Source organism: Streptomyces sp. NPDC057877 (assembly GCF_042796855.1).
Classification (GTDB): Bacteria; Actinomycetota; Actinomycetes; order Streptomycetales; family Streptomycetaceae; genus Streptomyces.
The window spans coordinates 739,000-762,699 of record NZ_JBHVMS010000002.1 but is presented as its reverse complement, the minus strand read 5'-3'; the positions used below and the strand labels follow the sequence as shown (position 1 = coordinate 762,699).

Below are 23,700 nucleotides of genomic sequence, written 5' to 3'. Positions count from 1 at the left end.
TGCTAGTTACTCTCCCGCTGCTGGGCGCGTTCCCCGGGGGACGGGCCGAAGGTGTCGTCCAGGGCTTGGTTCCACTGGTCGTCGGAGATGCCGAGCGCGTCGTTGAGCAGGTCCGAGCGCTGCCCGCCCTGCCCCTCGGTGAGCACCGTGCGGCCGGTGTCCTTCCAGGTCTGCTCGATGTCCTCGCCCGCCTGCTCGAACGACTCGCGGCTGTAGTCGGGGCTCAGGTAGTCGGGGGTGAAGACGTCGCCCCAGTCCTGCTGAGTGATCTCCTCCTCCGAGGCGTGCGGGTTGCCGCCCATCACCGAGTTCACCCCGACCTTCAGGGCGCCCGCCACGTACTGGTCGTGCTCCCACTGCGTACCCGCCGCAAGACTCAGCCGGTTGGAGAGCGCGCTCGCGTCCGCGACCAGGGCTCGTACGCCCCACTCCCAGCGCTCGCAGAAGTCCTCGAAGTCCACCGACAGACCGTGATGCCCGGCCTCCATCCCCGTCATCGACAACTCCGAGAAGCCCTTGCCCATCACCGAACCGGTCGCGCCGCCCAGGTCCCCGAGCTGGTCGATGACCGCGCCCACGCCCTGCGTGAACTTCGCCACCGCCTCCCGGCCGAGCTTGACGTCCACCCCGTCCTCACCCACGACCAGCCACCTCCTCCCCGGCATCGACGGCCACAGCCTCGGGCACGATCCCGGTCACCGGCGGGAAGAACATCGAAGCGCCCTCACTGGCGATGTCGACCGCCAGACCGGCGGGCTCACCCAACGACGGCACGATCTCGTCCATGAGGCGGGCACCCAGCAACGCGGCGTACTCCATGGACTGATCACCCGGCCCGTGCTGCACCGCGAAGCGGGCCAGCGCCGCCTCATCCGTGAACGCACAGATCCACCGCACCCCACCCGAGTGCGCCGACCACAACCCCCCACCAACCACCGGCACCAGCAACACCGAACGCCGCATCTCACCCACCAGGGCACGCGGATCGCCAACACCCGCTCTGCGCTCCGCGATCCGCTCGGCCAGCACCGACCCCGCCCGCTCCACGGCCCCTCCCACACCCTCAGTCTCTCGTGGCACCGTAGATACAAGACGCTCCGGAAGACGTAGTCGGTTCTCCTCGTCCATACGGCCCTGTTGAGCGGGTTTTCCCAGCCTGCGGAGGTGAGACCGGGCCCCGGGCCGACCGATGCGTGAGCTGCCCCAAGTTTCGTAGAGACCGGTGATCTTGCTTCAGGCGGACTGCCGGGTGGCTTCCTGTTGTCGCCACCACTCGCGTTCGTACTCGGCGGGCGGTACGTAGTCGAGGGCGGAGTGAAGCCGTTCCTCGTTGTACCAGGTGACCCATTGGAAGATCGCCCGCTCGACCTGGTCGACGTGCCGCCACGGTCCTTGCATCTCGATCAGCTCGGCCTTGAAGGTGCAGTTCAGCGCCTCGGCCATCGCGTTGTCGTAGCTGTCCGCGACCGAGCCGACCGAGGCTGAAGCCCCGCTCTCGGACAGCCTCTCGGTATGCCGCCGCGAGTACACGTCCAGGACGAACGCCACGTACGCCCAGCCGGACCAGGTGCGCACATCGTCACGTCCGCCACCCACAGCTGATCCGGCCGCGAGGCAGTGAAGTGGCGGTCGACCAGGTCGGGCGGCCTGGGTGCCGACGGCTCCGGCGCCGTGGTGCGGCGACGCTGCCCACGGATCACACCCTCCAGGCCCAGCTCACGCATCAGCCGCTCGACGGCGCAGAGTGCCACGAGAACGCCCTTGCGCCTGAGCGCCGCGTGATCCGGCGGACACCACCGGCAGGCGAACTGGACCTCGAGACCCTTGTCCTTGAGGTGCTCGATCACCTGGTTGGCCTCGTCCGGGGACGGTCGAGTTCGGCCGCAAAAATGCGCTCGCGGCTTTGAGGATCTCATTCGCCCGCCTCAACTCCGCTACTTCTTTGCGGAGTTGCCTCAGTTCCTTGTGCTCGGCGGTGGTCAGCCGGTCGTCGCGTTCGCCGGCGTCCGCCTCGGCCTGGCGGACCCAGCCGCGCAGGGCTTCCTTGTGGATGCCCAGGTCTTTGGCGACGTGCGCGATCGGCCGGCTGGTGGTGCGGACCTCACGGACGGCCCGCTCGCGGAGCTCGTCCGGGTATTTGCGTGGTGCGGGCACTGCTCGTGGTTCTCCTTCGGGCCAGGATCATAAGCCTGGCTTCAGGGACTCCACGAGTCCGGGGTCAGCTCATCCGGCTTTCCACCGACATCGAATACCGGCCCGATCGCCCCCATCCCTACCGAGCACGTGTCCGCTGGACCGATCCGGTTACGAAGCGGCGCCTGTCCCTGGCGGAGGGCAAGGCGGACGAGGACGAAGCACAGGAGTGGCTCGCGGACATCATCGAAGCCGCGCAGGCCAGACTGTCCCCGTCGCTCGCCACCATGAAGCTCGCCGAACACGGCGACGCGAACAGGGAACTCGCCCTGCGCGGGCTGGAGGCGAAAACCCTCGACCCGGATCTCGCGGGATGGCGCACACGCGTGGTCCCCGCACTAGGCCACCTCGCCGTTCGGATGATCACCAACGGTGTCGTCGACCGCGCGGACTCACCTGGCTCGCCGACGCCGGGGTCCCGCTCCACGTCCTGCGCAGGATCACCGGCCACGGCTCGCTGACCACCACACAGCGCTACCTGCCCCCGGACACCCACAAGATCACGGCCGCCGGGTCGGCACTCTCCACACCCCTCAGCGTGCTACGTGCCCCGCGCACGCTCCCCGCAACGACTGTCCTCACCCGCTGACCCCAGTCAAGGGACACTGGTCCCCAACTGGTCCCCAAAAATGATCAAGGGCCGGGTTCGGATGCCTCCGAACCCGGCCCTGACCTGCGACTCATACGAGTCGGGACGACAGGATTTGAACCTGCGACCCCTTGACCCCCAGTCAAGTGCGCTACCAAGCTGCGCCACGTCCCGGTGTGCCCGTCGCGCGGTGAACCGCGTGATCGTGCAGGTCAACCCTACCCCATGTGCGGGACGGGCCAGGACGCCGGTGCGGGGACCGGGGCTACGGGGTCTGGTCGCCCTCCTCCGTCGCCGTGTAGGCGGCGGTGGTGCGGGCGGCGGCCTCGCGGGCGGTGTTCTCGTCCTCGCCGCCGGCGATGCTGGCCGCGCACCACGCCTCGCTGCTCTCGGACATGAAGCGGCGGCCCTCCTCGGAGGCCACCCAGGCCATGGCGTCGGCGGGCGAGACGGACTCGCCGGTGGCCAGGTGCCGGGCGAGGCCCATGACCGCCGAGTCCCAGCCCACGCCGACCGCGCCGGGGCCGAACTCGGTCCACCGCTCGTCGTCGACATGGGCGACGTGCTCCAGCTCGAAGCGGGTGCGCTCGTCGCTCTCGGGCGTCAGGCGCAGCTCGATCCAGCTGACGTCACCGGCGTACTCCCAGGTCGCGGCGAAGCTCTTGGGCGGGTCGCAGCGCTCGATGGTGCCGCTCGCGTTGCCCTCCAGCTGGTAGTGGCCGCCGAGCCGCAGCTCGCCGGAGACCGGCAGGAACCAGCGCGGGATGCGCTCGGCGTTGGTGCAGGCGTCCCAGACGTCGTCGAGCGGGGCGTCGTAGGTCTGGCCGATGGTGATCACGCGGGCCTCGCCCGCTTCCAGGACGCGCTTGCCGACCTTGCGGCGTACGGCGCTGATCTGATGGGTGACGTCGATCACGGGGTGCTCCTCGGGGGGTCGTCGGCGGCGGCGCGCAGTCGGCGCTCTCGTCTGCCGCGGGCCAGTTCGGTGGCCAGGGCGTCCAGGTGGGGGGTCCAGTAGCGGCGGAAGCGGTCGAGCCAGGCGTCCACGTCCCGCAGCGGTTCCGAGTTGACCGCGTACAGGCGCCGGGTGCCCTCCGGGCGTACCGTCGCGAATCCGTTCTCCCGCAGCACCTTCAGATGCTGTGAGACCCCGGGCTGCGATATCCCGAACTCCTCGCGTATGACCTCGCTGACCGCCCCGGACGTCATCTCGCCGTCGGCCAACAGCTCCAGGATCCGGCGGCGCACGGGGTCGCCCAGCACATCGAAGGCGTGCATGGGGAGAGAGTATCAGCACTCGCTTATATAAGTGAGTGCCGATAGTCGCTTCGTAAGACTTCCGTCACCCCGGAACCGTCGCCGCCGGGGTCTCCCACCCGCTTGAATGGATCTTCCGAGGCAGGCAAGTGAAGGAGACGGGGATGGGGCGCGTGCGCGGGATGGTGACCCGGCCGGTGGTCGTGGGGGTGCTGGTGGTGGCCGTGGCCCTGGTGGGCGTGGGGCTGTACTGGTTCCAGCCGTGGAAGCTGTGGCAGGACGAGACGGTCGAGGAGGCGCTGCCGGAGGTGACGACGTCCTCCGCCGCGTCGGCTCCCGCGACACCTCAGGCCGAGGCCTCCCCGTCCGCCGAGCCCTCCGAGCCCGCCGGGCCGGTGACCGTGGCCAGCGGTGAGCTGATCAGCCATGAGCACGCCACGTCCGGCACCGTGAAGCTGCTGCGGCTCACCGACGGCTCGCATGTCGTACGGCTGGAGGACCTCGACACCAGCAACGGCCCGGACCTGCGGGTGTGGCTGACCGACGCGCCCGTGAAGGAGGGGCAGGACGGCTGGCACGTCTTCGATGACGGCGCGTACGAAAGCCTCGGCAAGCTCAAGGGCAACAAGGGCAGCCAGAACTACCCGCTGCCCGCCGACGTCGACCCGGCCGCCTTCACCAGCGTGAGCATCTGGTGCGACCGGTTCGACGTGTCCTTCGGCGCGGCGGAGCTGGCCCGCGCCTGACCACCGCGGCACCGAGCCGTGCCCGGCCGCACGGGGCCGGGCGGTTCAGCCCGCGGTCTCCGGCAACGCCACCCCCAGCCTCCGCGCCCGCGAGGTCAGCTCCCCCCACACCTTGGGCGCCACCGGCACGCCCCGCGCGGCGCGGCCCTGCGCGACGGCGGCGCTGCGCTCGCCGGGGTAGTACACTCCGGCCGCCTCATCGGCCGTGGGCAGCCCCTTGAGGGTGGTCAGGGTCGAGTCGACGGCCGCGGCGAAGGCCTGCGCGCCGCCGAAGGCCGCCGGGTCCAGGGCGATGAGCAGGGCGTTCTGGCGGTGCTTGCGGCCCGCCGGGTCGTCGGAGTGGAAGGCCGCGAAGATCGGCGCGCCGACGAGCACGCTGGTCAGCATCTCGAAGGCGAGGGACATGCCCGACCCCTTGGCGCCGCCCAGCGGGAGCGGCATGACCGCCAGGGCGGGGTCGGTGGTGGGGGTGCCGTCCTCCGTGGCGGCGGCGCCCTCCGGGAGCGGGGTGCCGGTGGTCCTGGCCTGGCGGATCTTGCCGAGGGCGATGGTGGCGGTGGCCATGTCGAGGAGGAGCGGGGCGTGCGCCGAGCCCTGCGCGGTGGGTACGGCGATGGCGAGCGGGCTGGTCGCGACGGCGGCGCCCCTGACGCCGGTGTAGCCCATGTTCGGCATCCCGGCCACGAAGCCGAGGCCGACCAGGCCCCGTTCGGCGATCTTCGAGACGTAGTAGCCGATGGCGCCGGTGTGCACGGTCCGGCGTACCCCCACCGCGGCGACACCGGTCGTCCGGGCCCGGGTCACGGCCTCCTCGGCGGCGGCGCTCAGGGCGACCGGGCCGGGGGCGCGGTCGGCGTCGAGGACGGCGGCGGCCGGGGTGGTGGACTCGAGCGCGAGGTCCGGGGTCGCGTTGGCCACGCCCTTGGCGAGCAGGTCCAGGTAGGCGGGGACGCGGGCGATGCCGTGCGACTCGACGCCGCGCAGGGCCGCCCAGACGAAGACGTCGGCGGTGGTGCGGGCGTGCTCGGCGCTCAGGCCGCCCTTCTCCAGCAGGGCGGCGGAGAAGTCGCGCAGGGCGTCGGCGGGGACGAGGACCCTGCCCGGCGCGGGCGTTGGGGTGTCGGTCATGGTGGCGGGGTTCTCCTGGGTCAGCGGGTGACTAGGACGTCGACGACGGCGGTGGTGCCCTCGGTCACGGCCTTGAGGGCGCGCTCCAGCGCGGGCGCGAGCGCGTCCGGCGTGTCGACGGTCTCGGTGTGCATCCCGAACGGTTCGGCGAAGGCCGCGAGGCGGGGCAGGCGGTGCAGGTCGGTGCCGAGCCACTCGCCGGTCTCGGCCGCCGCGCCCTCGGGGTAGAAGCGGCGGTGGTTGAGATTCATCGACTTGTAGACACGGTTGTTGAACACCACGATCAGCAGCGGCAGGTCGTACGCCCTGGCCGCGTCGTACGACGGGATGACCGGGTTGTAGGCGAAGGCGCCGTCGCCGATGGTGAGCACCACGGGGCGGTCCCGGGCGGCGAGTTTCACGCCGAGCGCGACGGCGATGCCCTGGCCGAGGCCGCCCTGGACGTAGAAGTACGCGTCGGGGTCGGCGGTCCTGAGGTGGCGCTTGACGACCCGGCTGTGGGTGATGGTCTCGTCGACGACGATGCCGTCCCGGCCGTCGAGCAGCCGTCGCAGGGTGGCCGCGACCAGCACCGGGTCGATGCCGTCGGTGGTCTCGGCCGCCCTGGTCTCGGCGGCGGCGATCGCGGCCTGCTCGGCGGCGTGCCGCTGCTCCTGCGCGGCCCGGCGGGCGGCCACGGACGTCTCGTCGAGGTCCCCGGCGCGCTTGGCGAGTTGGCGCAGGGTGTGGGCGACATCGCCCTCCAGGTACGTGTCCGCGAACAGCGCCTGGTAGACGACGTGCGGGCGCTGCGGCACCTGGTCGATGACGACGACCTTCGCCTTCGCGGGCCTGCGGCTCGGCGGGTAGAAGGGGGCGCGGCAGTTGACGAGGAGGATCAGGTCCGCCTCGTCCAGCCACGGGCCGACGTCGCTGCCCGCGTGCAGCGGGTGGGTGCGCGGGAAGTTGCCGCACACGGCCGAGTCGGGCTCGACGACCGGGATGCCCCAGGCCTCGGCGAAGGCGACCAGGGCCGCGAAGCCGCCCGCCTCCCGCCCGGCCGTCTCGGTGACGATCACGGGGTTCGTCGCCTCGCGCAGCGACCGCGCGACGGGGTCGACCTCTTCGGGGGAGCTGTGCGTGGAGCCCGGCGCGACGATCGGCTTGGCCTCGCGGCCGTCCCACTCCTGGAGGAGGATCTCTAGCGGGATGTTGAGGTAGGCGGGTCCGGCGGGAGCCCGCCAGGACAGCTCCGCCGCGCGGGTGATCATCGTGGGCAGGGTGTGGATGCTGGCGGCCTCGTTGGCCCACTTGGTGAACGGCTGCGCCACGTGGTGCGGGCCGCCCACGATGGACAGGTTGCGGTACCACTGGCCGCCCGGGTCCTGGCCGGGGCCGTCGCCGTAGGTGGTGGACTCCGAGGAGGCGACCACCATCGGCACGCCCGCGAGCAGCGCGCCGTGCACCGCCATCGAGCCCTGGAGCAGACCGGGGGCCGCGTGCAGCAGCACCCCCTGGGGTCGGCGCTCGAGGAGGCCGTAGCCGGTGGCCATGCCGACCGCCACCGTCTCGTGGGTCAGGTCCAGGTACTCGGGCGCGGGCTCGCCGTCGCGGTGACGGCGGGCCAGCGACTCCCACACCGGGGCCCATTCGGACCCCGACGAGCAGAAGAGGTAGTCGGCGCCGACGGCGTGGAAGGCGGACACGAACGCGTCCCCGCCGTCCCGGCTGTCACCGCCCCCGCCCTGGTTCTGAGTGTCCGTCATCTCCGTCGGTTCCTCAGCCCTCGATCGGCCAGTTCAGGACCTCGGAGATACCGCGGCCCATGATCCATTCGAGCTCCTCGGGCGTGAAGTCCCAGTGCTTGGTGAACTGCTCGATCGTGTCGGTGTAGGTGATGCCGTGGCCGAGCAGCCGCGTGATGTCGGTGCCGTAGAAGCAGCGGCGCGCGCCCATCTTGTCGACCATCTCGCGCACGTACTTCTCGATGTTCTTGTGGGGGAAGGGCTGCGTCGAGTAGCCCGGCAGCGCCGAGACCTTCACATGGATGTTGGGGTGGACGGCGAGGTCGGCGGTCTCCTGGACCCAGTAGCCGATCGCGTCGTCCACGCAGCGGGCCATGATGCCCATGTGGTCGATGATGATCTTCAGCTCGGGGTGCTTGGCGGCGATCTCGCCCAGCTCACGCTTCCAGATGGGGGCGTGGACCATGGTGGGGATGCCGAGCTGTTCGGCGATCGGCCAGTACCAGTCGTTGGTGCCGTCGATCATCCAGTTGCGGTCCTGGGGGCGGTGGAAGGTGAGCCGGGTGCCCTTGATGTGCGGGTTCTGGGCGAAGTCCTTGAGCATCGCGGTGCCCTCGACCTCGTCGTCCTGCGGGACGCGGGCCATGATGCCGAACCGGTCGGGGTGCGCCTCGCAGGCCTCCAGCGCGTAGTCGATGCGGTTGCCCTCCCAGGACGGTGGCAGGATCAGCGCCCGGTTGACGCCTGCCTCGTCCATCAGCTGCAGGGCCTCCTCGTAGGAGAAGGGGTCCTCGCGGTGGCCGTTGAGGCGGATCCGCTCCCGGGCGCCCGGGACCCAGGGGCGGTCCGGGGTCTCCTCCAGCCAGATGTGGATCTGCGTGTCGACGACGAACATGCTGTGGCTCTTTCTCTCGGGTTCTTCTCGTACGTGGGGTGGTGCGAGGGGAACGCTAGGCGGCTGCCGCGGCCTTGCTAAGAGCCCGGGACGCAAGCAGTAGTTGCACGAAAACACGCAGATCGCGGGGTGTGCGCGGGCAGCCTCAGACGCCGTCGTGGACGGCCTTGACGATGTGCTCGGCGATGGCCATCGACGCCGTCGCGGCCGGGGACGGGGCGTTGCGTACGGCGGTGACGCGGCCCGACTGGTGGATGCGGAAGTCGTCCACGAGGGTGCCGTCGCGGTCCAGTGCCTGGGCGCGTACGCCCGCGCCGCCGCGGACCACGTCGGCGACGCCGACGCCGGGGACGTAGAGCGCGGCGTCCTTCATGAAGGCCTTGCGGGACAGCGAGCCGCGGTACTCCTTGATGCCGGTACGCCAGTGCTGGGCGGCCATCCGCCAGGAGCCGGGGTAGGCGGCGAGGCCCAGCAGGTCCCCAGGGGAGACCTTGCCGAGCCGGTAGCCCTCCCTGGCCAGGGCCAGTACGGCGTTCGGGCCGACCTCCACCGAGCCGTCGACGCGCGGGGTGAAGTGCACGCCGAGGAAGGGGTAGCGGGGGTCGGGCACCGGATAGATCAGGCCGTTGACCAGGTGCGTGCGGTCCGGCCTGAGGAGCATGTACTCACCGCGGAACGGCATGATCCGCGGCTCCGCCCGGTCCTGCGCGAGCCGGGCGACGGCGTCGGAGTGCAGCCCCGCGCACAGCACCAGCCGGTCCACCGTGACGCGCCGCTGCCCGGCCGCCACCTCGATACCGCCGGGCACGCTGGTGATGCCGGTGACGGGGAACCCGAGCCGGACCTCGCCGCCGGACGCCTCGATGTCCCGCGCGAACTCGCGGGCAATGGCCCGGTAGTCGGTGATCGCGGTGCGCGGCGAGTGCAGGGCGGCGATGCCCCCGGCGTGCGGCTCCAGTTCCCTGATCTCCTCGCGGGAGACCCTGCGCAGGTCGGGGACGTGGTTGTTGCGGGCCCGCTCGTAGAGGTTCTCCATCCGGCCCAGCTCGTCCTCGCGGACCGCCATGACGAGCTTGCCGATCTCCCGGTACGGCAGCCGCCGTTCCTGGCAGTACTCCTTCAGCAGGGACACGCCCCGTACGCACAGGTCGGCCTTGAGGCTGCCCGGTGTGTAGTAGATCCCGGCGTGCACGACACCGGAGTTGTGGCCGGTCTGGTGGACGGCGACCTCGGTCTCCTTCTCCAGCACCACGACCCGGGTGCCGGGGCGGCGCAGGGCGATCTCACGGCCGGTCGCGAGACCCACGATTCCGGCGCCTACGATGCCGATCGTCTCGTCAGCCATCGGTGGACTCCTCTCTGATCACCTGGTCATGCCCCGAAGTGAATCGCGACTGTCTTGACCCGGGTAGAGAAGCGCAGGACTTCCTCGCCCTGCTCCTTGTAGGCGGTGCCGGAGTCGCGGAAGCCGCCGAAGGGCAGGTGGACGTCCCATCCGGTGGTCGTGGTGTTCACCGCGACCTGCCCGCATTCGGCCTCGTCCACGAACCGGTGGGCCCGCTCCAGGGAGCGGGTGAACACGGCGGCGGCGAGCCCGAAGCCGGAGTCGTTGACGGCTTGGACAGCCTGTCCGAAGCCGTCCACCGCGCGCACGGCGAGGACCGGCCCGAAGACCTCCTCCCGCCAGATGGCCGCCTCCGGCGTGACATCGACCAGCACGGTCGGCTGGACGTAGCAGCCGTGCACCCGCTCCCCCTCGACGTCCGTCGCGCCGCCGGTGAGGACGGTGGCGCCCTGCTCGACGGCCCGCTCCAGGTCGGCGAGGACACCGTCCCGGTGCCGGGGGCTGGACAGCGGGCACAGGGTGGTCGCCGGGTCGGTGCCGGGGCCGACGGTCAGCGCCGCGACCTCGGCGACCAGCAGCCGGGTGAACTCCTCGTACACCGGCCGCTCGACGATCACCCGGCTGGTGGCGGTGCAGCGCTGCCCGGCCTGCCCGAAGGACGCGGCGACGACGGCCCGCGCGGCGGCCGGGAGGTCGGCGTCGGCGAGGACGACCGAGGCGTTCTTGCCGCCGAGTTCGCCCTGGAAGCGGACGTTGCGGTCGGCGAGACGGCGGCGGATGCGGTTGCCGACGTCGTTGGAGCCGGTGAAGGTGATGCCGGAGATCCGCGGGTCGTCGAGGAGGGCCTCCTCGATGACCGCCGTACGCCCCGTGACGACGTTCAGCACCCCGGCGGGCAGCCCGGCCTCGTGCAGGGCGCGGGCGAAGCGCAGTCCGGACAGCGGGGTTTCGGTGGCGGGCTTGAACACGGCCGCGTTGCCCGCCGCGAGCAGCGGGGCGAGCTTGCGGGCCGGGGTGATCAGCGGGTCGTTCCACGGGCTGATCACCAGGATCACGCCGATGGGTTCGCGCTGGGTGTGGGTACGGGTGTCCGGGCGGACGTCGTACAGGAGGGTGCCGTAGCCCTGGCGGGCCAGACCCGCGTAGTAGTCCAGGAAGTCGGCGGCCTTGCCGGTCTCACCGCGGGCCTCCGCCAGGGTCTTGCCGTTCTCGGCGGTCACGTCCGCCGCGATCTCGTCCAGCCGCTCCCGGATCAGCCGCGCCGCCTCACTCATGACCCGGGCCCTCTCGAAGGGGCTGGTCCGCTTCCAGAGCGCGAACCCGCGCTCCGCGTGGTCGTACGCCCGGGTCACGTCCTTGGCGGTGAGCGCGGGCACACGGGCGACCGGGGTACGGACGTCGGCCGGGTCATGGACGTCGATCCAGTCGCCGGACGTCACCCACTCCCCGCCGGACAGGGTTTCCAGGGTGCGCATGGAGATCACTTCCTTCGTGCGGGCCGGATGCGACCACACACCACCGCGTGCGGACGCCGCCAGCCCCGCGTGAGCAGGCATTGCTTGCGCCGTACGCGGGTCGGCGCGTCCGCGGTCCGTGCTGGAATCGGCCGCCGGACGACCACTTGGAGGAAGCCATGCCCTACGCCGTCTTCGCCCACTACCGCTGCGCACCCGCCGACGCGGCGACCGTGCGGGGCGCGCTGCTGAAGATGCGGGAGCACACCCGCGCGGAGCCCGCCAACCTCGTGTACGAGGTGCACGCGGAGGCGGAGCGGGCGGGCGGGTTCGTGTTGTACGAGGTGTACGCGGACCGCGCGGGGTTCGACGCGCATGCCGCGGCCGGGTACTTCGAGGCGTTGATCGTGGGGGTGGTGCGGCCGTTGCTGGTAGAGCGGACGGTTACGTTCGCCGAGGTGCTTTAGCGTCTGCGGGACTTGTGCGTGCCTTCTGGGGCGCGGGTGGGTGCGTGGCTTGTCGCGCGGTCCCCCGCGCCCCGGAAGGGTCGGTTCAGAACTCGTTGCCCCAGCAGTACCGCGCGATCGTCTCGACCAGGACCAGCTTGCGGCGTTGTCGCTCGGCGGTCAGGAGGGGGTGGTCCGCCGCGTCCGCGAAACCCCTTGACGGGGATACGGCCATGTCCTCGATGTCCTTCAGTTCGGCCGCCGCGTCGATGCGGGCCATCACCGTGTCGATGTCCTCCAGGGCGGGTGTGGTGGCGTCCACGACGCCGAGGCAGACGTCCCGGTCCTCGGGGAGGCAGCGGACCAGGTCGAGTTCGGCTTCGGTGCCCTGGTCGAAGGGGAGGATCCAGCGGTCGGCCGGGATGGCGGCGTACAGGGCCTCGACACGGGCGCGGTCGACCGTCGTGGGGGCCGTCCAGCCGGGGCAGACGCCGACGCGGACGCCTTCGGGACGGTCGTCCAGGCGGGCCGCCTGGGCGTCGGCGGCGAGGGCGTCGGCGTAGGAGAGCGGAAGGTCGGTGGGCCAGTTGAGGAGGAAGGGGTTGTTGAGCTGGACGAGGCGGACGCCCTGGGAGACCAGGACCTGGATCTCGGTGTGGATGATCCCGGCCAGGGCTTCGGCGAGTTCGCGGGCGGAGGCGGGGCCGAGGCCCGGTTCGAAGGTCGTGGCGGCCAGGTACGCCGGGGAGGGCAGGGAGACCTTGGTGGCGATGACGGTGGCCTCGGTGAGGCGGGACGGCCAGTCGGCGGTCAGGGGGCCGTCCGGCTTGGGGAGGGTCTCGGCGATCCAGCGGGGCAGGCCGTCGGGGCCCGTCCCGGCCGTGCGGCGGAAGCCGGTGAGCGAGTCGAGGACCGCGCCGCGGAAGTCCTCGCGGGGGTAGTCGCCGTCGGTGACGACGGTGGAGCGGAGTGTGCGCTGGTAGGTCACCGCTTCCTGGACCGCCGACAGCACCGTCTCCGGGTCGTCGAGCGAGAGGCCCGCCGGGCGGACCAGGCTGCCGTGGTGGTCGATGCGGTAGTTGAACGTGTCCGCCATGGGTCAGGCTCCCTTGTCGGTGTCAGCCGTGGGCGTGCCCGCCACTCCCCAGGCGGCGAACTCCAGTTCGTACCCGAGGGCGGTGAGGACCTCGTCGGCGATCTGCTGGTCCTCCTCTGCGGTCCCTCCGGCGATGCCGAGGCCGCCGATGATCTCGCCGTGCCTTTTGATGGTGACGCTGCCTTCGGTGGCCATGATCGGCATCGCGGCGCCGGGGAGTTGGGAGAGCTGGGAGAAGAAGACCGGCTGGCTCTCCTGCCATTTCCTCAGCATCCTGCCGGGGCGTTGCATGACGGCCGCGGTGTAGGCCTTGGCGCGGGCGATGTCCGGGGTGAGCGGGCGGGCGCCGTCGGGGCGGCGGATCGCGACGGGGAAGCCGCCCGCGTCCACGACGGCGACGCTGACCGCCTTGCCGAGGGCCCGCGCGCGCTGGTGGGCCGCGGCGATGATCTCCTCGGCCGCGTCGAGGCTGATGTCGCTCATGCTGCCGCTTCCTTGGGGGTGGTGAGGGTGCGGCGCAGCCGGGCGACCGCCGCGTTGTACAGCTCGGGCGTCTCCCAGTACATGGAGTGCGGGGCGCCGGGGACGACCTCCAGGTGGGAGCCGGGCAGGAGCGCGTGGGCGCGGGTGACCGTCCTGACGGTGAGTACGGCGTCCCGTTCTCCCGCCAGGAACGCGAGCCTGACGCCGGAGGACTGGATCTCGTCCAGGCTCGGGCCGTTGGTGTCCAGGTTGCGCAGGTCCTGCATCTTCGCCGCGTTGAACGTGCCCATCTGCTGGAACAGGAACGTCAGATCGGCGTGCTCGGTCTGGAACGACCTGGTCAGCAGCCGGTCGATCACCGGCAGCTTGACGGCCTCGGCGCGGTCGGCGGCGGCCAGTTCGCGCAGCTCGGGGTGGCTGATGCCGCCCAGGGAGTGGCCGAGGACGACGGAGGAGACCCGCTCGGGGCGCAGCAGGGCGGCGCGCAGGGCGGCGACGGAGCCGATGGACTGGCCGACGAGCATGACGTCGGTCAGGTCCTCGTGGTCGAGGACGGCGAGGACGTCGCCGGGGAAGTCCTGGCCGTCGAACTCGGGCATGGACGAGTCCGACCTGCCGAAGCCGCGCAGGTCGACGGTGACGACCGTGAACTCGTCGCGCAGTGCCGCGACCTGCTGCCACCAGGCGGCGTGGTGGCCGCCGCTGCCGTGCACGAACATGATCGCCGGGCCGCCGCCGTGACGCTCGTAGTAGAGGGAGGTGCCGTCGGAGTCGACGTAGGGCATGGGGAGGAACTCCTCAGCGGGGCGGGTCAGTTGGGGCGCTTGGCGTGGTGGACCAGTTCGATCATGGTGTGGTCGGGGTCGTGGATGTAGCAGAACTTGGACTGGTTCTCCGGGCGCTGGATGGGGCGGGTGTGCCGGATGCCCAGCTCCTTGAGGTGGGCGAGGAAGTCGTCCCAGTCGTCGACCTCGACCGCGAAGTGGTAGGGCGCCATGCGCTCCATCTCCTCGACCGGGGTGAAGTGCAGGTCGAAGGTGCCCCGGGTCATCAGCACCACACGGGTGTTGGACCTGGGCGTGATCCGCTTCATGCCGAAGACCCTGGCGTACCACTCCGCGGTGCGGTCGGGGTCGGTGGTGGGGAAGTTGACGTGGTGGATGTAGCGGGGTTCCGCGCTCATGCGGGTTCGTTTCCTTCCAGGTGTACGGGGTTGGACAGCACGCCGATGCCGCTGATCTCGACGTCCACGGTGTCGCCCGGCTCGATCCGGCACGTGGCCTCGGCGCCCATCCACAGCACGTCACCGGGGTGCAGGGTCAGATGCCGGGTCATCTCGACGAGGTAGTCGTAGGGGTCGAACACCATGTCGCCGGTCGCGAAGGAGGCCTTGACCGTCCCGTTGACGCGCAGGGTGGTGGTCTGTGCCAGGGCGTCCACGTCCGTGTCGATCCAGGGGCCCATGGGTTTGAAGGTGTCGCTGTTCTTGCTGCGCCAGAACGTGCGGTCCTGGTGCTGCCAGGTGCGGGCGCTGACGTCGTTGCCGATGGTCCAGCCGAAGACGGACGTGCGGGCCTCTTCGCGGGTGGCGTGTCTGAGGGTGCGGCCGATGACCGCGACCAGTTCCGGTTCGGCCTCGAAGCGGCCCTCGGCCGCACGGGGTTTCACGATGGGCGTGCGGTGGCCGGTCAGCGCGTTGTTGGCGCGGTAGCCGACCTCGGGGCGGTCGGGGACGGCGGCACCGGCGTGTTCGATGTGGCGGGGGTAGTTCAGGCCCACGGCGTAGAAGACCGGCGGGATCACCGGGGGCAGCCACACGGCGGTGGCGCGCTCCACCGTGCCGATGACGTCCGGCTCGCCCCCGATCGGGGAGCCGGACAGCAGTTCGACGGTCGCCTCCCCCACCCGGCCCCAGACCGCCCGGCCGCCGACCGACACCCTCGCGTACCGCATCAGGGCACCAGCAGGTGGGAGACGCGCTTGGTGACCAGGTAGGCGTCGAGCGCCTCGGGGCCGCCCTCACGGCCGTAGCCGCTGTCCTTCACGCCGCCGGACGGTGCCTCGTGGACGGAGCCGCCGCAGTGGTTGAGGGAGAGGATTCCGGCCTCCAGCTCGGCGGACAGTCTCTCGGCGGTGGCGGCGGAGTCGGTGAAGCCGTAGGCGGCCAGCCCGTAGGGCAGCGCGTTGGCGGTCGCCAGCGCCTCGTCCAGGCCGGTGAAGGGCGTGATCGGTGCGAGCGGGCCGAACGGTTCCTCGTGCATCAGCTCCGCGTCGGCCGGTACGTCGGTCAGGACCGTCGGTGCGAAGAAGTACCCGGCGCGGTCCGGTCGTTCGCCGCCGGTGCGCACCTCGGCGCCGCGGCCGACCGCGTCGGCGACCAGGCGTTCCATCGCCTTCAGACGGCGCTCGTTGGCCAGCGGGCCCATGATGGTGCCGTCGGCCAGGCCGTCGCCGACGACGACCGCCTCGGCCGCCTTCACGAACTCGGCGGTGAAGTCCTCGACCAGCGACTCGTGGACCAGGAACCGGCTGGGCGAGGTGCACACCTGTCCGGCGTTGGCGAACTTGGCCCGGGCGGCGCGGCGGGCGGCCTTCGCCGGGTCGGCGTCGGCGCACACGAGGACCGGGGCGTGGCCGCCCAGCTCCATCAGGGAGGGCTTCATGGCCTGACCGGCCGCCGCGGCGAGCAGCTTGCCGACCGGGACCGAGCCGGTGAAGGCGACCAGGCGGATCACCGGGGAGGCGATCAGATGGGCGGAGACCTCGGCGGGCTCCCCGAAGACCAGGTTCAGCGCACCGGCCGGGAGGCCCGCGTCGGTGAGGCAGCGCACCAGTTCCATGGCGGTGGCGGGGGTCTCCTCGGAGGCCTTGATGACGAGGGAGCAGCCGGACGCCAGCGCGGCGGACATCTTGCGCATCGGGCCGCCCGCGGGGAAGTTCCACGGCACGAACGCGGCGACGGGGCCGACCGGTTCGCGGCGGACGGTGAGGATGGTGCCGGGTGCGGAGGGGACGATACGGCCGTACGCGCGGCGGGCGTCGTCGGCGTGCCAGCGCAGGGTGTCCGCGACCCGGCGGGCCTCCCCGGTGGCCTCGGCGAGCGGCTTGCCCTGTTCCAGGGTCATGGTCCGGCCGATGGCGGCGGCGCGTTCGGTGAGCAGGTCGGCGGCCCGGTGCAGGATCGCCGTACGGGTGGCTACGGGAGTGTCGCGCCAGGCCTGGAAGCCGTCGGCGGCGGCGGCGAGGGCGCGGTCCAGGTCGGCGGGGGTGGCGAGCGGTACCTCGCCGATCACCTCCTCGGTGGCCGGGTTGACGACGGGGGCGGTGCGGCCGGTGCCGCCCTGGCACCACTCGCCCGCGATGTGCATACGGACGGCGGGGTAGCCGTGGTCGGTGGTCATGGGTGAGTGCCCTCTCCAGGAGGTCAGGAGGCGGGGGCGTCCTGGTCGCGGTTGGTGCGCAGGGCCCAGATGTGGTGCGGGGGCGTGGTCTCGTGCACCCGGGTCTGGTAGCTGTCGTCGACGCGGTCCATGTCGGCGGCGTACTCGACGCGCCCGCCGCACGGGGCGTGCAGGAAGCGGAAGACGTTGGAGCCGATGGTGTGGCGGCCCAGCCTGCGGGCCTCCCGCCAGCCGCGTTCGATCATGTGGTTGCCGCCCTCGATGACGTCGTCGAAGCCGGGGACCTCGTAGGCGATGTGGTTGACGCCCGCCCGGTCGGGGCGGTGGCACAGCAGGGCGGTGTGCTGGTCGTCGTCGCCGGGGGCCCGCATGAAGACGCCCATGGGCTCGACCACGTCGGTGGCGCGGAAGCCGAGCCGGTCGGTGTAGAAGGCGACCGCCTCGTCCTTGCCCGCCTTGGGGATGTTGAGGGCGACATGGCACATGCGCAGGGGGCGGACCCGGGTGATCTCCGCCAGGGCGGTGTTCCAGCGGTTGACGTTGCCGAGCGCGTTGGCCGGGCGGGGGGTGACGGGGGCGGGCCTGGGGCGGGCCAGGGTGAGGCCGACGCCGAAGCCGGTCTCGTCGACGGTGTGGTGGACACCGTCGGCACCGGGCCGGACGGGGCGGAAGCGGGTCACCTCGGCCACCAGCCGGTCGAGTTCGGCCGCCGTGTCGACGCCCCAGACGACCTCGCGCAGGGTGGGTCCGTCCTCCACGGGCGGTGGCAGCGCCTCGCCGGGCGCGGTGTCCAGGGTGAGGGTCTGTCCGGTGAGTGTTTCGAAGACGGCGTGTTCGTCCGTGCGTTCCACCAGGAACAGCCCGAAGTCGTCGAAGAACCGGACGCATTTGTCGAGGTCGTCGATGCCGTAGGTGACCGATTCGATTCTCTGGATTCCCATGGTTCCTCGTTTCGCGGGTCGCCGGGTGAGCGTAGATTTCCGCGGTGACGGCCCTCAATGGCCCGAGCCCGACGGAATACGCAATCGTTTCTTGCGGCGAATGGCGGGCGATGTCACGGCCGCATGGCCGGAATGGGATTCTGCGAGAACCACCGGGCCAGGAAGTCCAGGAACACGCTCACCTTGCGGGGGGTGTCCTGGCCGGGGCCGTAGATCGCGAACAGCGGCCGGTCAGGGACGGCGAGTTCGGGCAGCAGCACCTTCAGGGCGCCGGACACCAGGTCGTCGTAGGCGGGGCGTTGCGGCAGCAGGGCCAGGCCACGGCCGTGTACGGCGGCCTTCTGGAGGGCGATGTAGGAGTTCGACGAGAAGGCGATGTTGCGGATCTTGTGCAGGGTGCTGGCGTGTCCGTGACCGATGCGCCAGACCGGGTCGTTGACGTGGACCAGGCAGTCGTGGGCGGCGATGTCGTTGGGGTGGTCGACGCCGCCGCGGCGTTCGATGTACTCCTCGGCGGCGCACAGCACGAACGGCAGGGAGGCGATCTTCTTCAGCCGGACGCTGGAATCGCGGAGGTCGCGGGTGTGGAAGGCGATGTCGAAACCACTGTCGAGGAAGTCGTAGGTACGGTCCGACATACCGCCGAGTTCGAACCTGACCTGGATTTTGGGGTGTTCGGCGGAAAAGGCGGCGATGGCGTCGCCGAGGTCCAGGCTGCCTATCCATTTCGGGCAGATGATGCTGAGGGTGCCCTCGGCGCGGTCGTGCAACTGGGAGATGGAGGCGTCCTCGGCCTCGATCTCGTCCAGGATGCGGGCGGCGAAGTCGGCGTACCGCTGGCCCGGTTCGGTGAGGCTCACCGACCGGGCCGTACGGTTCACCAGGCGGACGCCCACCTGCCGTTCGAGTTCCGCGACGTGCCGGGACACCAGGGAGCCCGACGAGCCCAGCTTCTTGGCGGCACCGCTGAAACTGCCCACCTGGGCGACGGTGACGAAGCTGTGCATGAGGAGAAGACGGTCCACAGATCCTCCAGGGCCGCGGCGGCAGGGCGTGCCGACGCCGGTGGTACGAGTCGCACGGATGGTCCCGCCCGGCCGGGGGTGGTGTGCCGCAGCCTAGGTCAGGGATGCGGCTGGCAAAAGGTCTCCGACCTGCCGGTTTTCAATTTCGTCAACAATCCCTACTCGTGGCAGTACTCCGGTGCGTCGGCCGCGGTCTCCCTGGTGACCATGGCCAGCGGGGTGCGGGCGATCTTCTCGGCGCTCTCGTCGCCGTCGAGCAGCTTCACGGTGGTGGCGAGGGCGTTGGCGCCGGTGAGGGCGGCCGGGTTGGAGACGGTGCCGAGGAAGGTGCCGTCCCCGACGGCCTCGACGCCGCGTTCGGTGCCGTTGCTGGTGACGATCTTGACGTCCGCCTTGGCGGCCTGGAAGGCGTTGAGGGCGCCGAAGGCCATCTCCTCGTTGGCGACGAAGACGTAGTCGAGGCCGGGGTGGGACTGGATCATGTTCTCCGCGACCTCCTGGGCCTTGGCGGGGTTGAACATGCCCGGCTGGTTGGCGACGACCTCGGCGTTCTCGGGGAGGTTGTCGGTGAAGCCCCCCACCATGACGTCGGAGGCGGCGCCGGGTGCCCCCGCGATCACACCGACCTGCACGTCCTCGCCGCCCGCGTCCCTCGCGACGAGTTCGGCGTCCATCTTGCCGACCTCGGCGAGCGGCACCACGGAGGCGCCGAGGACGTCGTCCATGTCCTCCAGGAGGACGGAGGTGAGGAAGATCGGCACGCCCGCCGCCTTGGCCTTGGCGACATCGGCTTCCAGGGCGTCGACGTTCACCGTCTGCACGATGACCGCGTCCACGCCGCGCGAGATCATGTCCTCGATGTTGTTCAGCTCCTTGCCCGCGTCCTGGGTGGAGTTGGCGGTGAGGAGTTCGACGTCGAGCTTCTCGGCCTCCCGCTCGATGGCGCCCTGGAGGCAGGTGTGGAACTCGGTGTTGTTGCCGTTGACGAAGCCGATCGTGTACGTGGCGTCGCCGCCCGCGGCGGTCGAGGCGCCGTCGCCGTCGCCGCAGCCGGTGAGGACCAGCCCGGTGGAAAGGGCGGCGGCGAGCAGGGCGGTGCGGGGTGTGCGGGGGCCGAGTCTCATGGTGCGGTGCCTTTCGGGTGGGGCGCGCGGAAGCACACAGCGCTTACTGGCGGTAACAGGGTGAGGACGTGCGGCACAGGTGGTGGCGTCACCACGGACGTACGGGCGTCAGTGGGCCCCGTGCCGGGACTTCTGCATCTGGTTGGCGATCGCCGCCAGGACCAGCACCGTGCCGACCGAGACCGGCTGGTAGAAGGAGGAGATCTGGAGCAGGTTCAGGGAGTTGGCGACGACACCGAGCAACACCACACCGAGGACGGTGCCCACGACGGTGCCGTGGCCGCCCGCCAGCGAGGTGCCGCCGATCACGACCGCGGCCACGGCGCTGAGCTGGAGCATCAGACCGGCGCCCGGTGTGGGGCTGGAGGAGGCGAGCCGGGACAGCAGCATGATCCCGGCGAGGCCGGACAGGGCGCCCGCGGCGGCGTACAGGACCAGCTTGTCGCGGTTGACGCTGATGCCGCTGAGCCGCGCCACGTGCTCGTTGCCGCCGATCGCGAACAGGTCGCGGCCGAAGGTCGTGTACTTCATCAGCAGCGCGGTCAGCACCAGCACGACCAGCGCGACCAGGGTGAGGTTGGGCAGTCCGGCGGTCTCCCCGGTGCCGAGGCCGGACAGCGAGTCGCCGATGGAGACGGTCTTGCCGTCGAGGATGATCAGCGAGACGCCGTCCAGGATGGTGGCGGTCGCCAGGGTCACCACGAACGGCGCCACCGCGGTGTAGGTGACGACGAGTCCGTTGACCAGGCCCATGCCCATGGCGAGGGCGATCGAGGCGAGGACGGTGACGGTGACCGAGGTGCCCGCGTGGATGAGCTGGGCGGCGAAGGCGGTGATGACGTAGACGTTGCTGCCCATGGAGAAGTCCATGCCGCCCGCCGTCATCACCAGCGTCAGCGCGGCGGCGATCACGGCGGTCACGCTGACCTGGCGCAGTACGTTCAGCAGGTTGGCGTCGGTGAAGAACGCGTCGCTCTGCGTTCCGGCGACGACGGCCACGGCCACCAGTACGACGAGCAGGCCCAGGTGCGGGACGCGGTGCAGGATCGCCAGCGGGCCGCCCTGCCGGTGCTCCGGCCGCGGCGACGGCTTGTCGCCGGTGGGGACGGCCGCCTCGGGGGCGGTCTTGAGGCTCATGAGTGGTTCCCTCCCAGGGCGGTGGCGACCAGTTCGTCACGGGTGATGCGGGCGATGTCGTGTTCGGCGACCACCCGGCCGGAGCGGACGACCACCGCGCGGTCGGCGAGGCGCATGACCTCCTCGGCGGAGGAGGAGGCGAGCAGCACCGCCACGCCCCGGCTCGCCAGCTCGTCGATGATGGTGTGGATGTCGGCGATCGCGGCGATGTCGACGCCGTTGGTGGGGTCCTCGAGGAACACCGCCGTCGGCGCGGTCTCCAGCCACTTGGCGAGCAGCACCTTCTGCTGGTTGCCGCCGGACAGGGTGCTGATCGCCGGGTTGCGGGACAGGGTGATCACGCCGTAGGCGTCCCGGCGGGGGGCGGCGCGGCGGGCCAGTTCGCCCTCGCGGTGCAGTCGGCGACCGGTGAAGCGGTCGCTGGCCAGCATCAGGTTCTCGTCGACCGTGAGGCCGGGGATGACGCCGAGGTTGCGGCGGTCGCCGGTGACACAGCGCAGCCCGCTGCGCAGCGAGTGGCGCACCTTGCCGAGCGGCACCGGCCTGCCCTCGACGTGGAGTTCCCCGGCGTCCGGGCGGACCCGGCCGGAGAGCAGGTCGAACAGGAAGGACTGCGCGTCGCCCGCGGCGCCGAGCACGCCGACGACCTCGCCCTTGCGGACCTCGACCTGGAAGTCCCGGATGAACCGGCCGCGGCTGAGCCCGCCGACCTTGAGGCCGACCTCGTCCTTGGGCGCGGGCCGGGCGGGCCGCCGGGAGACCACGTCCCGGCCGACCATGTGCCGGACCAGGGTGGCGCCGGTCAGCTCCGCGGCGGGGGCGCTGTGGGTGACCCGGCCGTCGCGCATCACGGTGACCCGGTCGGCGACCTCCAGCACCTCGTCGATGTAGTGCGAGATGTAGACGATGGCGATGCCCTCCTCGCACAGCCTGCGCACCAGGGTCTTCACCTGCCGTGCGGCCTCCGCGCCGAGGCAGGCGGTGGGCTCGTCGAGGATGAGGACCCGGCCGCCGCGCCGCACCTCGCGGGCCACCTCGACCATGGTCTGCTCGGCCACGGTGAGCGTCCCGGCCCGCTGCGCCACGTCGAGGGATATGCCCAGGTCGTCGAGGGCGCGGCGGGCCTCGTCCCGCATCCGCTGCCAGCTGACCCGGCCGCCTCTGACGGGCAGGTCACCGAGCAGGATGTTCTCGGCGACGGTGAGGCCCATGACCAGTTCGCGGCGCTGCGGCACGAAGGAGATGCCGAGCCTGCGGGCCTGTCGCATGGTCAGCGAGGAGTGGGCGTGGCCGTCGATGCCGAGGGTGCCGCGGTCGGGCTGGTGGACCCCGGCGAGGACATGGACGAGGGTCGACTTCCCGGCGCCGTTCATGCCCATCAGCGCGTGGATCTCGCCGGGGCGCAGATCGAGGTCGACGCCCTTGAGGGCGGCGGCCCCGCCGAAGCTCTTGGCGACACCGCGCAGCCGGACCACGGGCTCGGCGGCCCCGGCGCGGTCCTCCTCGCCGACGCCGCTGTCGGTGAGCGCGGTCACGCCCGCTCCCCCACGCGCCCGTAGCCGCGGATGTCGGGAAAGGGCGGCTCCTTGTCGGCCTGGAGGTCCACCTGGAAGGTGTTCAGGCACATGCCGAGCATGGTGAAGTTGCCGAGCGCGCCGATGGTGTCGACCAGGCCCTTGGCGCCGAAGTGGGCGTGGGCGCGGGCGAAGGTCTCGTCGGTGACGAAGTGCTCCTCCAGGACCTCCCGGCAGAACTGGTAGAAGACCTGGTCCGCCTCCTCGTCGAAGACGGCCTCGCGCTTCTCGGCGATGGCCCGCACGGCCGCCTCCGGGATGCCCGCCTCGATCGCCTGGCGCACGTGTGCGTTCCAGGAGTACTGCGCGTCCCAGTTCCGGGCGGCCATCAGCAGCGTCAGTTCGCGCAGGTGCCTGGGGAGGCTGCAGTCGAAGCGGGCGAAGGCACCGAGGGACTCGGCGCGTTCGCACATCTCCGGGCTGTGCAGCCAGACCCGGAACGGCCCGCGGACGGCACCGCGGCGACCGGCGATCCGAGCGGCCAGCTCCTGCTGCCGTGGATCCATTTCCTCATCGTGGAGAACGGGGAGCCTCATCTGGCCGATACCTGCCTTTTCTTTCCGGCGCATCTCAGTCACGGAACAGACGCCGTGCGATGCCAGGTGACGGTACAACCGGCCGGAAGGATGCTCACCCCTCCCGGAGCGCAAGGTAAACCTGCATGCCGGAGGGCACCCGTTCCCCCGGCACCGACCTACCGTCGTTCGACGCAACCCCAGGAGAGGAAGTCCCGGATGACCACGATCATCAAGGCCGCGTCGGTGCCGCTGCTCGACCGTGGCGGCGCCGTCGTGACCACGCCGCTGATCACCACGCCGTCGGCGGGCGGGGAGAACCTGGTCACCAGCGGCATGAGCGTGTATCCGGTGGGCTCCGGTGCCCCGCTGCACTCGCACAACTGCGACGAGCACGTCACGGTCCTGGACGGCGAGGCGGAGGTCTGGGTCGACGGGGAGGTGACGAAGCTGGAGCGCTACGACACCACCTACATCCCGTCGCCGGTCCCGCACCTGTTCCGCAACGTCGGCGACACTCCGCTGCGGATCCTGTGGGTGTACTCGTCGGGCCATGTCACCCGCACCTTCACCGCGACCGGGAAGACGGTGGAACACCTGTCGGCGCAGGACCAGATGGGCTGAACG

General features: G+C 71.2%; 25 protein-coding genes, 1 tRNA gene and 1 pseudogene. 4 read left to right on the top strand and 23 right to left on the bottom strand.

Features of this window, described 5'->3' with window-relative positions:
• Positions 1 to 2 precede the first annotated feature (2 nt).
• The 3 genes and pseudogenes from ACFVQG_RS07335 to ACFVQG_RS07325 form a co-directional block, all read right to left on the bottom strand.
• A complete protein-coding gene (locus ACFVQG_RS07335; protein WP_383377803.1) occupies positions 3 to 641 on the bottom strand; it encodes a hypothetical protein in 639 nt (212 codons plus the stop codon).
• A complete protein-coding gene (locus tag ACFVQG_RS07330; RefSeq protein ID WP_383377801.1) occupies positions 634 to 1,047 on the bottom strand; it encodes an SseB family protein in 414 nt (137 codons plus the stop codon). Before ACFVQG_RS07330 ends, ACFVQG_RS07335 begins: the two co-directional genes overlap by 8 nt.
• A gap of 186 nt (positions 1,048 to 1,233) precedes the next feature.
• Positions 1,234 to 2,154 (bottom strand): annotated as a pseudogene (locus ACFVQG_RS07325) (transposase).
• On the opposite strand from ACFVQG_RS07325, the gene ACFVQG_RS07320 reads away from it, so the two are divergent.
• Positions 2,142 to 2,654: a hypothetical protein gene (locus ACFVQG_RS07320; RefSeq protein WP_383377799.1), complete on the top strand. Its 513-nt coding sequence runs from the start codon at positions 2,142 to 2,144 to the stop codon at positions 2,652 to 2,654. The pseudogene ACFVQG_RS07325 and the gene ACFVQG_RS07320 overlap by 13 nt on opposite strands.
• A gap of 228 nt (positions 2,655 to 2,882) precedes the next feature.
• Here ACFVQG_RS07320 and ACFVQG_RS07315 read toward each other — a convergent pair.
• From ACFVQG_RS07315 to ACFVQG_RS07305, 3 genes are all read right to left on the bottom strand, one after another.
• Positions 2,883 to 2,956, bottom strand: a tRNA-Pro gene (locus ACFVQG_RS07315).
• Between the two features lie 91 nt (positions 2,957 to 3,047).
• Positions 3,048 to 3,698 carry an SRPBCC family protein gene (locus ACFVQG_RS07310; protein ID WP_383377797.1) on the bottom strand — a complete coding sequence of 217 codons (651 nt, stop codon included), beginning with the start codon at positions 3,696 to 3,698 and terminating at the stop codon, positions 3,048 to 3,050.
• Positions 3,695 to 4,060 (bottom strand): ArsR/SmtB family transcription factor, encoded by a 366-nt coding sequence (locus ACFVQG_RS07305; protein ID WP_383377795.1) that lies wholly within the window; start codon positions 4,058 to 4,060, stop codon positions 3,695 to 3,697. Before ACFVQG_RS07305 ends, ACFVQG_RS07310 begins: the two co-directional genes overlap by 4 nt.
• Before the next feature lie 143 nt (positions 4,061 to 4,203).
• Between ACFVQG_RS07305 and ACFVQG_RS07300 the strand changes: the two genes are divergently transcribed.
• On the top strand, positions 4,204 to 4,785 hold the full coding sequence (locus ACFVQG_RS07300; protein WP_383377793.1) for a DM13 domain-containing protein: 582 nt from the start codon (positions 4,204 to 4,206) through the stop codon (positions 4,783 to 4,785).
• Between the two features lie 45 nt (positions 4,786 to 4,830).
• Here the strand turns inward: ACFVQG_RS07300 and ACFVQG_RS07295 are convergent, their stop codons facing one another.
• The 5 genes from ACFVQG_RS07295 to ACFVQG_RS07275 form a co-directional block, all read right to left on the bottom strand.
• Entirely contained in the window at positions 4,831 to 5,913 is a 1,083-nt protein-coding gene (locus ACFVQG_RS07295) for an Ldh family oxidoreductase (protein ID WP_383377791.1), read from the bottom strand.
• 20 nt (positions 5,914 to 5,933) lie between these two features.
• Complete coding sequence (locus tag ACFVQG_RS07290) at positions 5,934 to 7,658, bottom strand: thiamine pyrophosphate-dependent enzyme (RefSeq protein WP_383377789.1); 1,725 nt, start codon at positions 7,656 to 7,658, stop codon at positions 5,934 to 5,936.
• 13 nt (positions 7,659 to 7,671) lie between these two features.
• Entirely contained in the window at positions 7,672 to 8,532 is an 861-nt protein-coding gene (locus ACFVQG_RS07285) for an amidohydrolase family protein (protein ID WP_383377787.1), read from the bottom strand.
• Between the two features lie 145 nt (positions 8,533 to 8,677).
• A complete protein-coding gene (gene lhgO / locus ACFVQG_RS07280) occupies positions 8,678 to 9,877 on the bottom strand; it encodes an L-2-hydroxyglutarate oxidase (protein WP_383377785.1) in 1,200 nt (399 codons plus the stop codon).
• 26 nt (positions 9,878 to 9,903) lie between these two features.
• Entirely contained in the window at positions 9,904 to 11,352 is a 1,449-nt protein-coding gene (locus tag ACFVQG_RS07275) for an aldehyde dehydrogenase family protein (RefSeq protein WP_383377783.1), read from the bottom strand.
• A gap of 158 nt (positions 11,353 to 11,510) precedes the next feature.
• On the opposite strand from ACFVQG_RS07275, the gene ACFVQG_RS07270 reads away from it, so the two are divergent.
• Entirely contained in the window at positions 11,511 to 11,798 is a 288-nt protein-coding gene (locus tag ACFVQG_RS07270) for a putative quinol monooxygenase (protein ID WP_383377781.1), read from the top strand.
• Between the two features lie 85 nt (positions 11,799 to 11,883).
• On the opposite strand, the gene ACFVQG_RS07265 is transcribed toward ACFVQG_RS07270, so the two are convergent.
• From ACFVQG_RS07265 to ACFVQG_RS07210, 12 genes are all read right to left on the bottom strand, one after another.
• Entirely contained in the window at positions 11,884 to 12,873 is a 990-nt protein-coding gene (locus tag ACFVQG_RS07265; protein ID WP_383377779.1) for a methionine synthase II (cobalamin-independent)-like protein, read from the bottom strand.
• 3 nt (positions 12,874 to 12,876) lie between these two features.
• Entirely contained in the window at positions 12,877 to 13,356 is a 480-nt protein-coding gene (locus ACFVQG_RS07260) for a heme-binding protein (RefSeq protein ID WP_383377777.1), read from the bottom strand.
• Positions 13,353 to 14,141, bottom strand: coding sequence for an alpha/beta fold hydrolase (locus ACFVQG_RS07255; RefSeq protein WP_383377776.1), 789 nt, complete (start codon positions 14,139 to 14,141; stop codon positions 13,353 to 13,355). Before ACFVQG_RS07255 ends, ACFVQG_RS07260 begins: the two co-directional genes overlap by 4 nt.
• A 26-nt stretch (positions 14,142 to 14,167) precedes the next feature.
• Positions 14,168 to 14,539: a VOC family protein gene (locus ACFVQG_RS07250; RefSeq protein ID WP_383377774.1), complete on the bottom strand. Its 372-nt coding sequence runs from the start codon at positions 14,537 to 14,539 to the stop codon at positions 14,168 to 14,170.
• Positions 14,536 to 15,309: a fumarylacetoacetate hydrolase family protein gene (locus ACFVQG_RS07245; RefSeq protein ID WP_383377772.1), complete on the bottom strand. Its 774-nt coding sequence runs from the start codon at positions 15,307 to 15,309 to the stop codon at positions 14,536 to 14,538. Before ACFVQG_RS07245 ends, ACFVQG_RS07250 begins: the two co-directional genes overlap by 4 nt.
• A complete protein-coding gene (locus ACFVQG_RS07240; RefSeq protein WP_383377770.1) occupies positions 15,309 to 16,757 on the bottom strand; it encodes an NAD-dependent succinate-semialdehyde dehydrogenase in 1,449 nt (482 codons plus the stop codon). Before ACFVQG_RS07240 ends, ACFVQG_RS07245 begins: the two co-directional genes overlap by 1 nt.
• Before the next feature lie 23 nt (positions 16,758 to 16,780).
• Complete coding sequence (locus tag ACFVQG_RS07235) at positions 16,781 to 17,698, bottom strand: VOC family protein (RefSeq protein ID WP_383377768.1); 918 nt, start codon at positions 17,696 to 17,698, stop codon at positions 16,781 to 16,783.
• Between the two features lie 113 nt (positions 17,699 to 17,811).
• Positions 17,812 to 18,723, bottom strand: a complete 912-nt coding sequence (locus tag ACFVQG_RS07230) for a LysR family transcriptional regulator (protein WP_383377767.1) — start codon at positions 18,721 to 18,723, stop codon at positions 17,812 to 17,814.
• Positions 18,724 to 18,881: 158 nt separating this feature from the next.
• On the bottom strand, positions 18,882 to 19,847 hold the full coding sequence (locus ACFVQG_RS07225; protein ID WP_383377765.1) for a sugar ABC transporter substrate-binding protein: 966 nt from the start codon (positions 19,845 to 19,847) through the stop codon (positions 18,882 to 18,884).
• A 108-nt stretch (positions 19,848 to 19,955) separates the two neighbouring features.
• Positions 19,956 to 20,984, bottom strand: coding sequence for an ABC transporter permease (locus ACFVQG_RS07220; protein WP_383377763.1), 1,029 nt, complete (start codon positions 20,982 to 20,984; stop codon positions 19,956 to 19,958).
• On the bottom strand, positions 20,981 to 22,519 hold the full coding sequence (locus ACFVQG_RS07215) for a sugar ABC transporter ATP-binding protein (RefSeq protein ID WP_383377761.1): 1,539 nt from the start codon (positions 22,517 to 22,519) through the stop codon (positions 20,981 to 20,983). Before ACFVQG_RS07215 ends, ACFVQG_RS07220 begins: the two co-directional genes overlap by 4 nt.
• Entirely contained in the window at positions 22,516 to 23,064 is a 549-nt protein-coding gene (locus ACFVQG_RS07210) for a carboxymuconolactone decarboxylase family protein (RefSeq protein WP_383377759.1), read from the bottom strand. The genes ACFVQG_RS07215 and ACFVQG_RS07210 overlap by 4 nt, the downstream gene beginning before the upstream one ends.
• Positions 23,065 to 23,292: 228 nt before the next feature.
• On the opposite strand from ACFVQG_RS07210, the gene ACFVQG_RS07205 reads away from it, so the two are divergent.
• The gene (locus tag ACFVQG_RS07205; protein WP_383377757.1) at positions 23,293 to 23,697 is read left to right on the top strand and encodes a cupin domain-containing protein; all 405 of its coding nucleotides are present in this window, start codon (positions 23,293 to 23,295) and stop codon (positions 23,695 to 23,697) included.
• Positions 23,698 to 23,700: the final 3 nt, after the last annotated feature.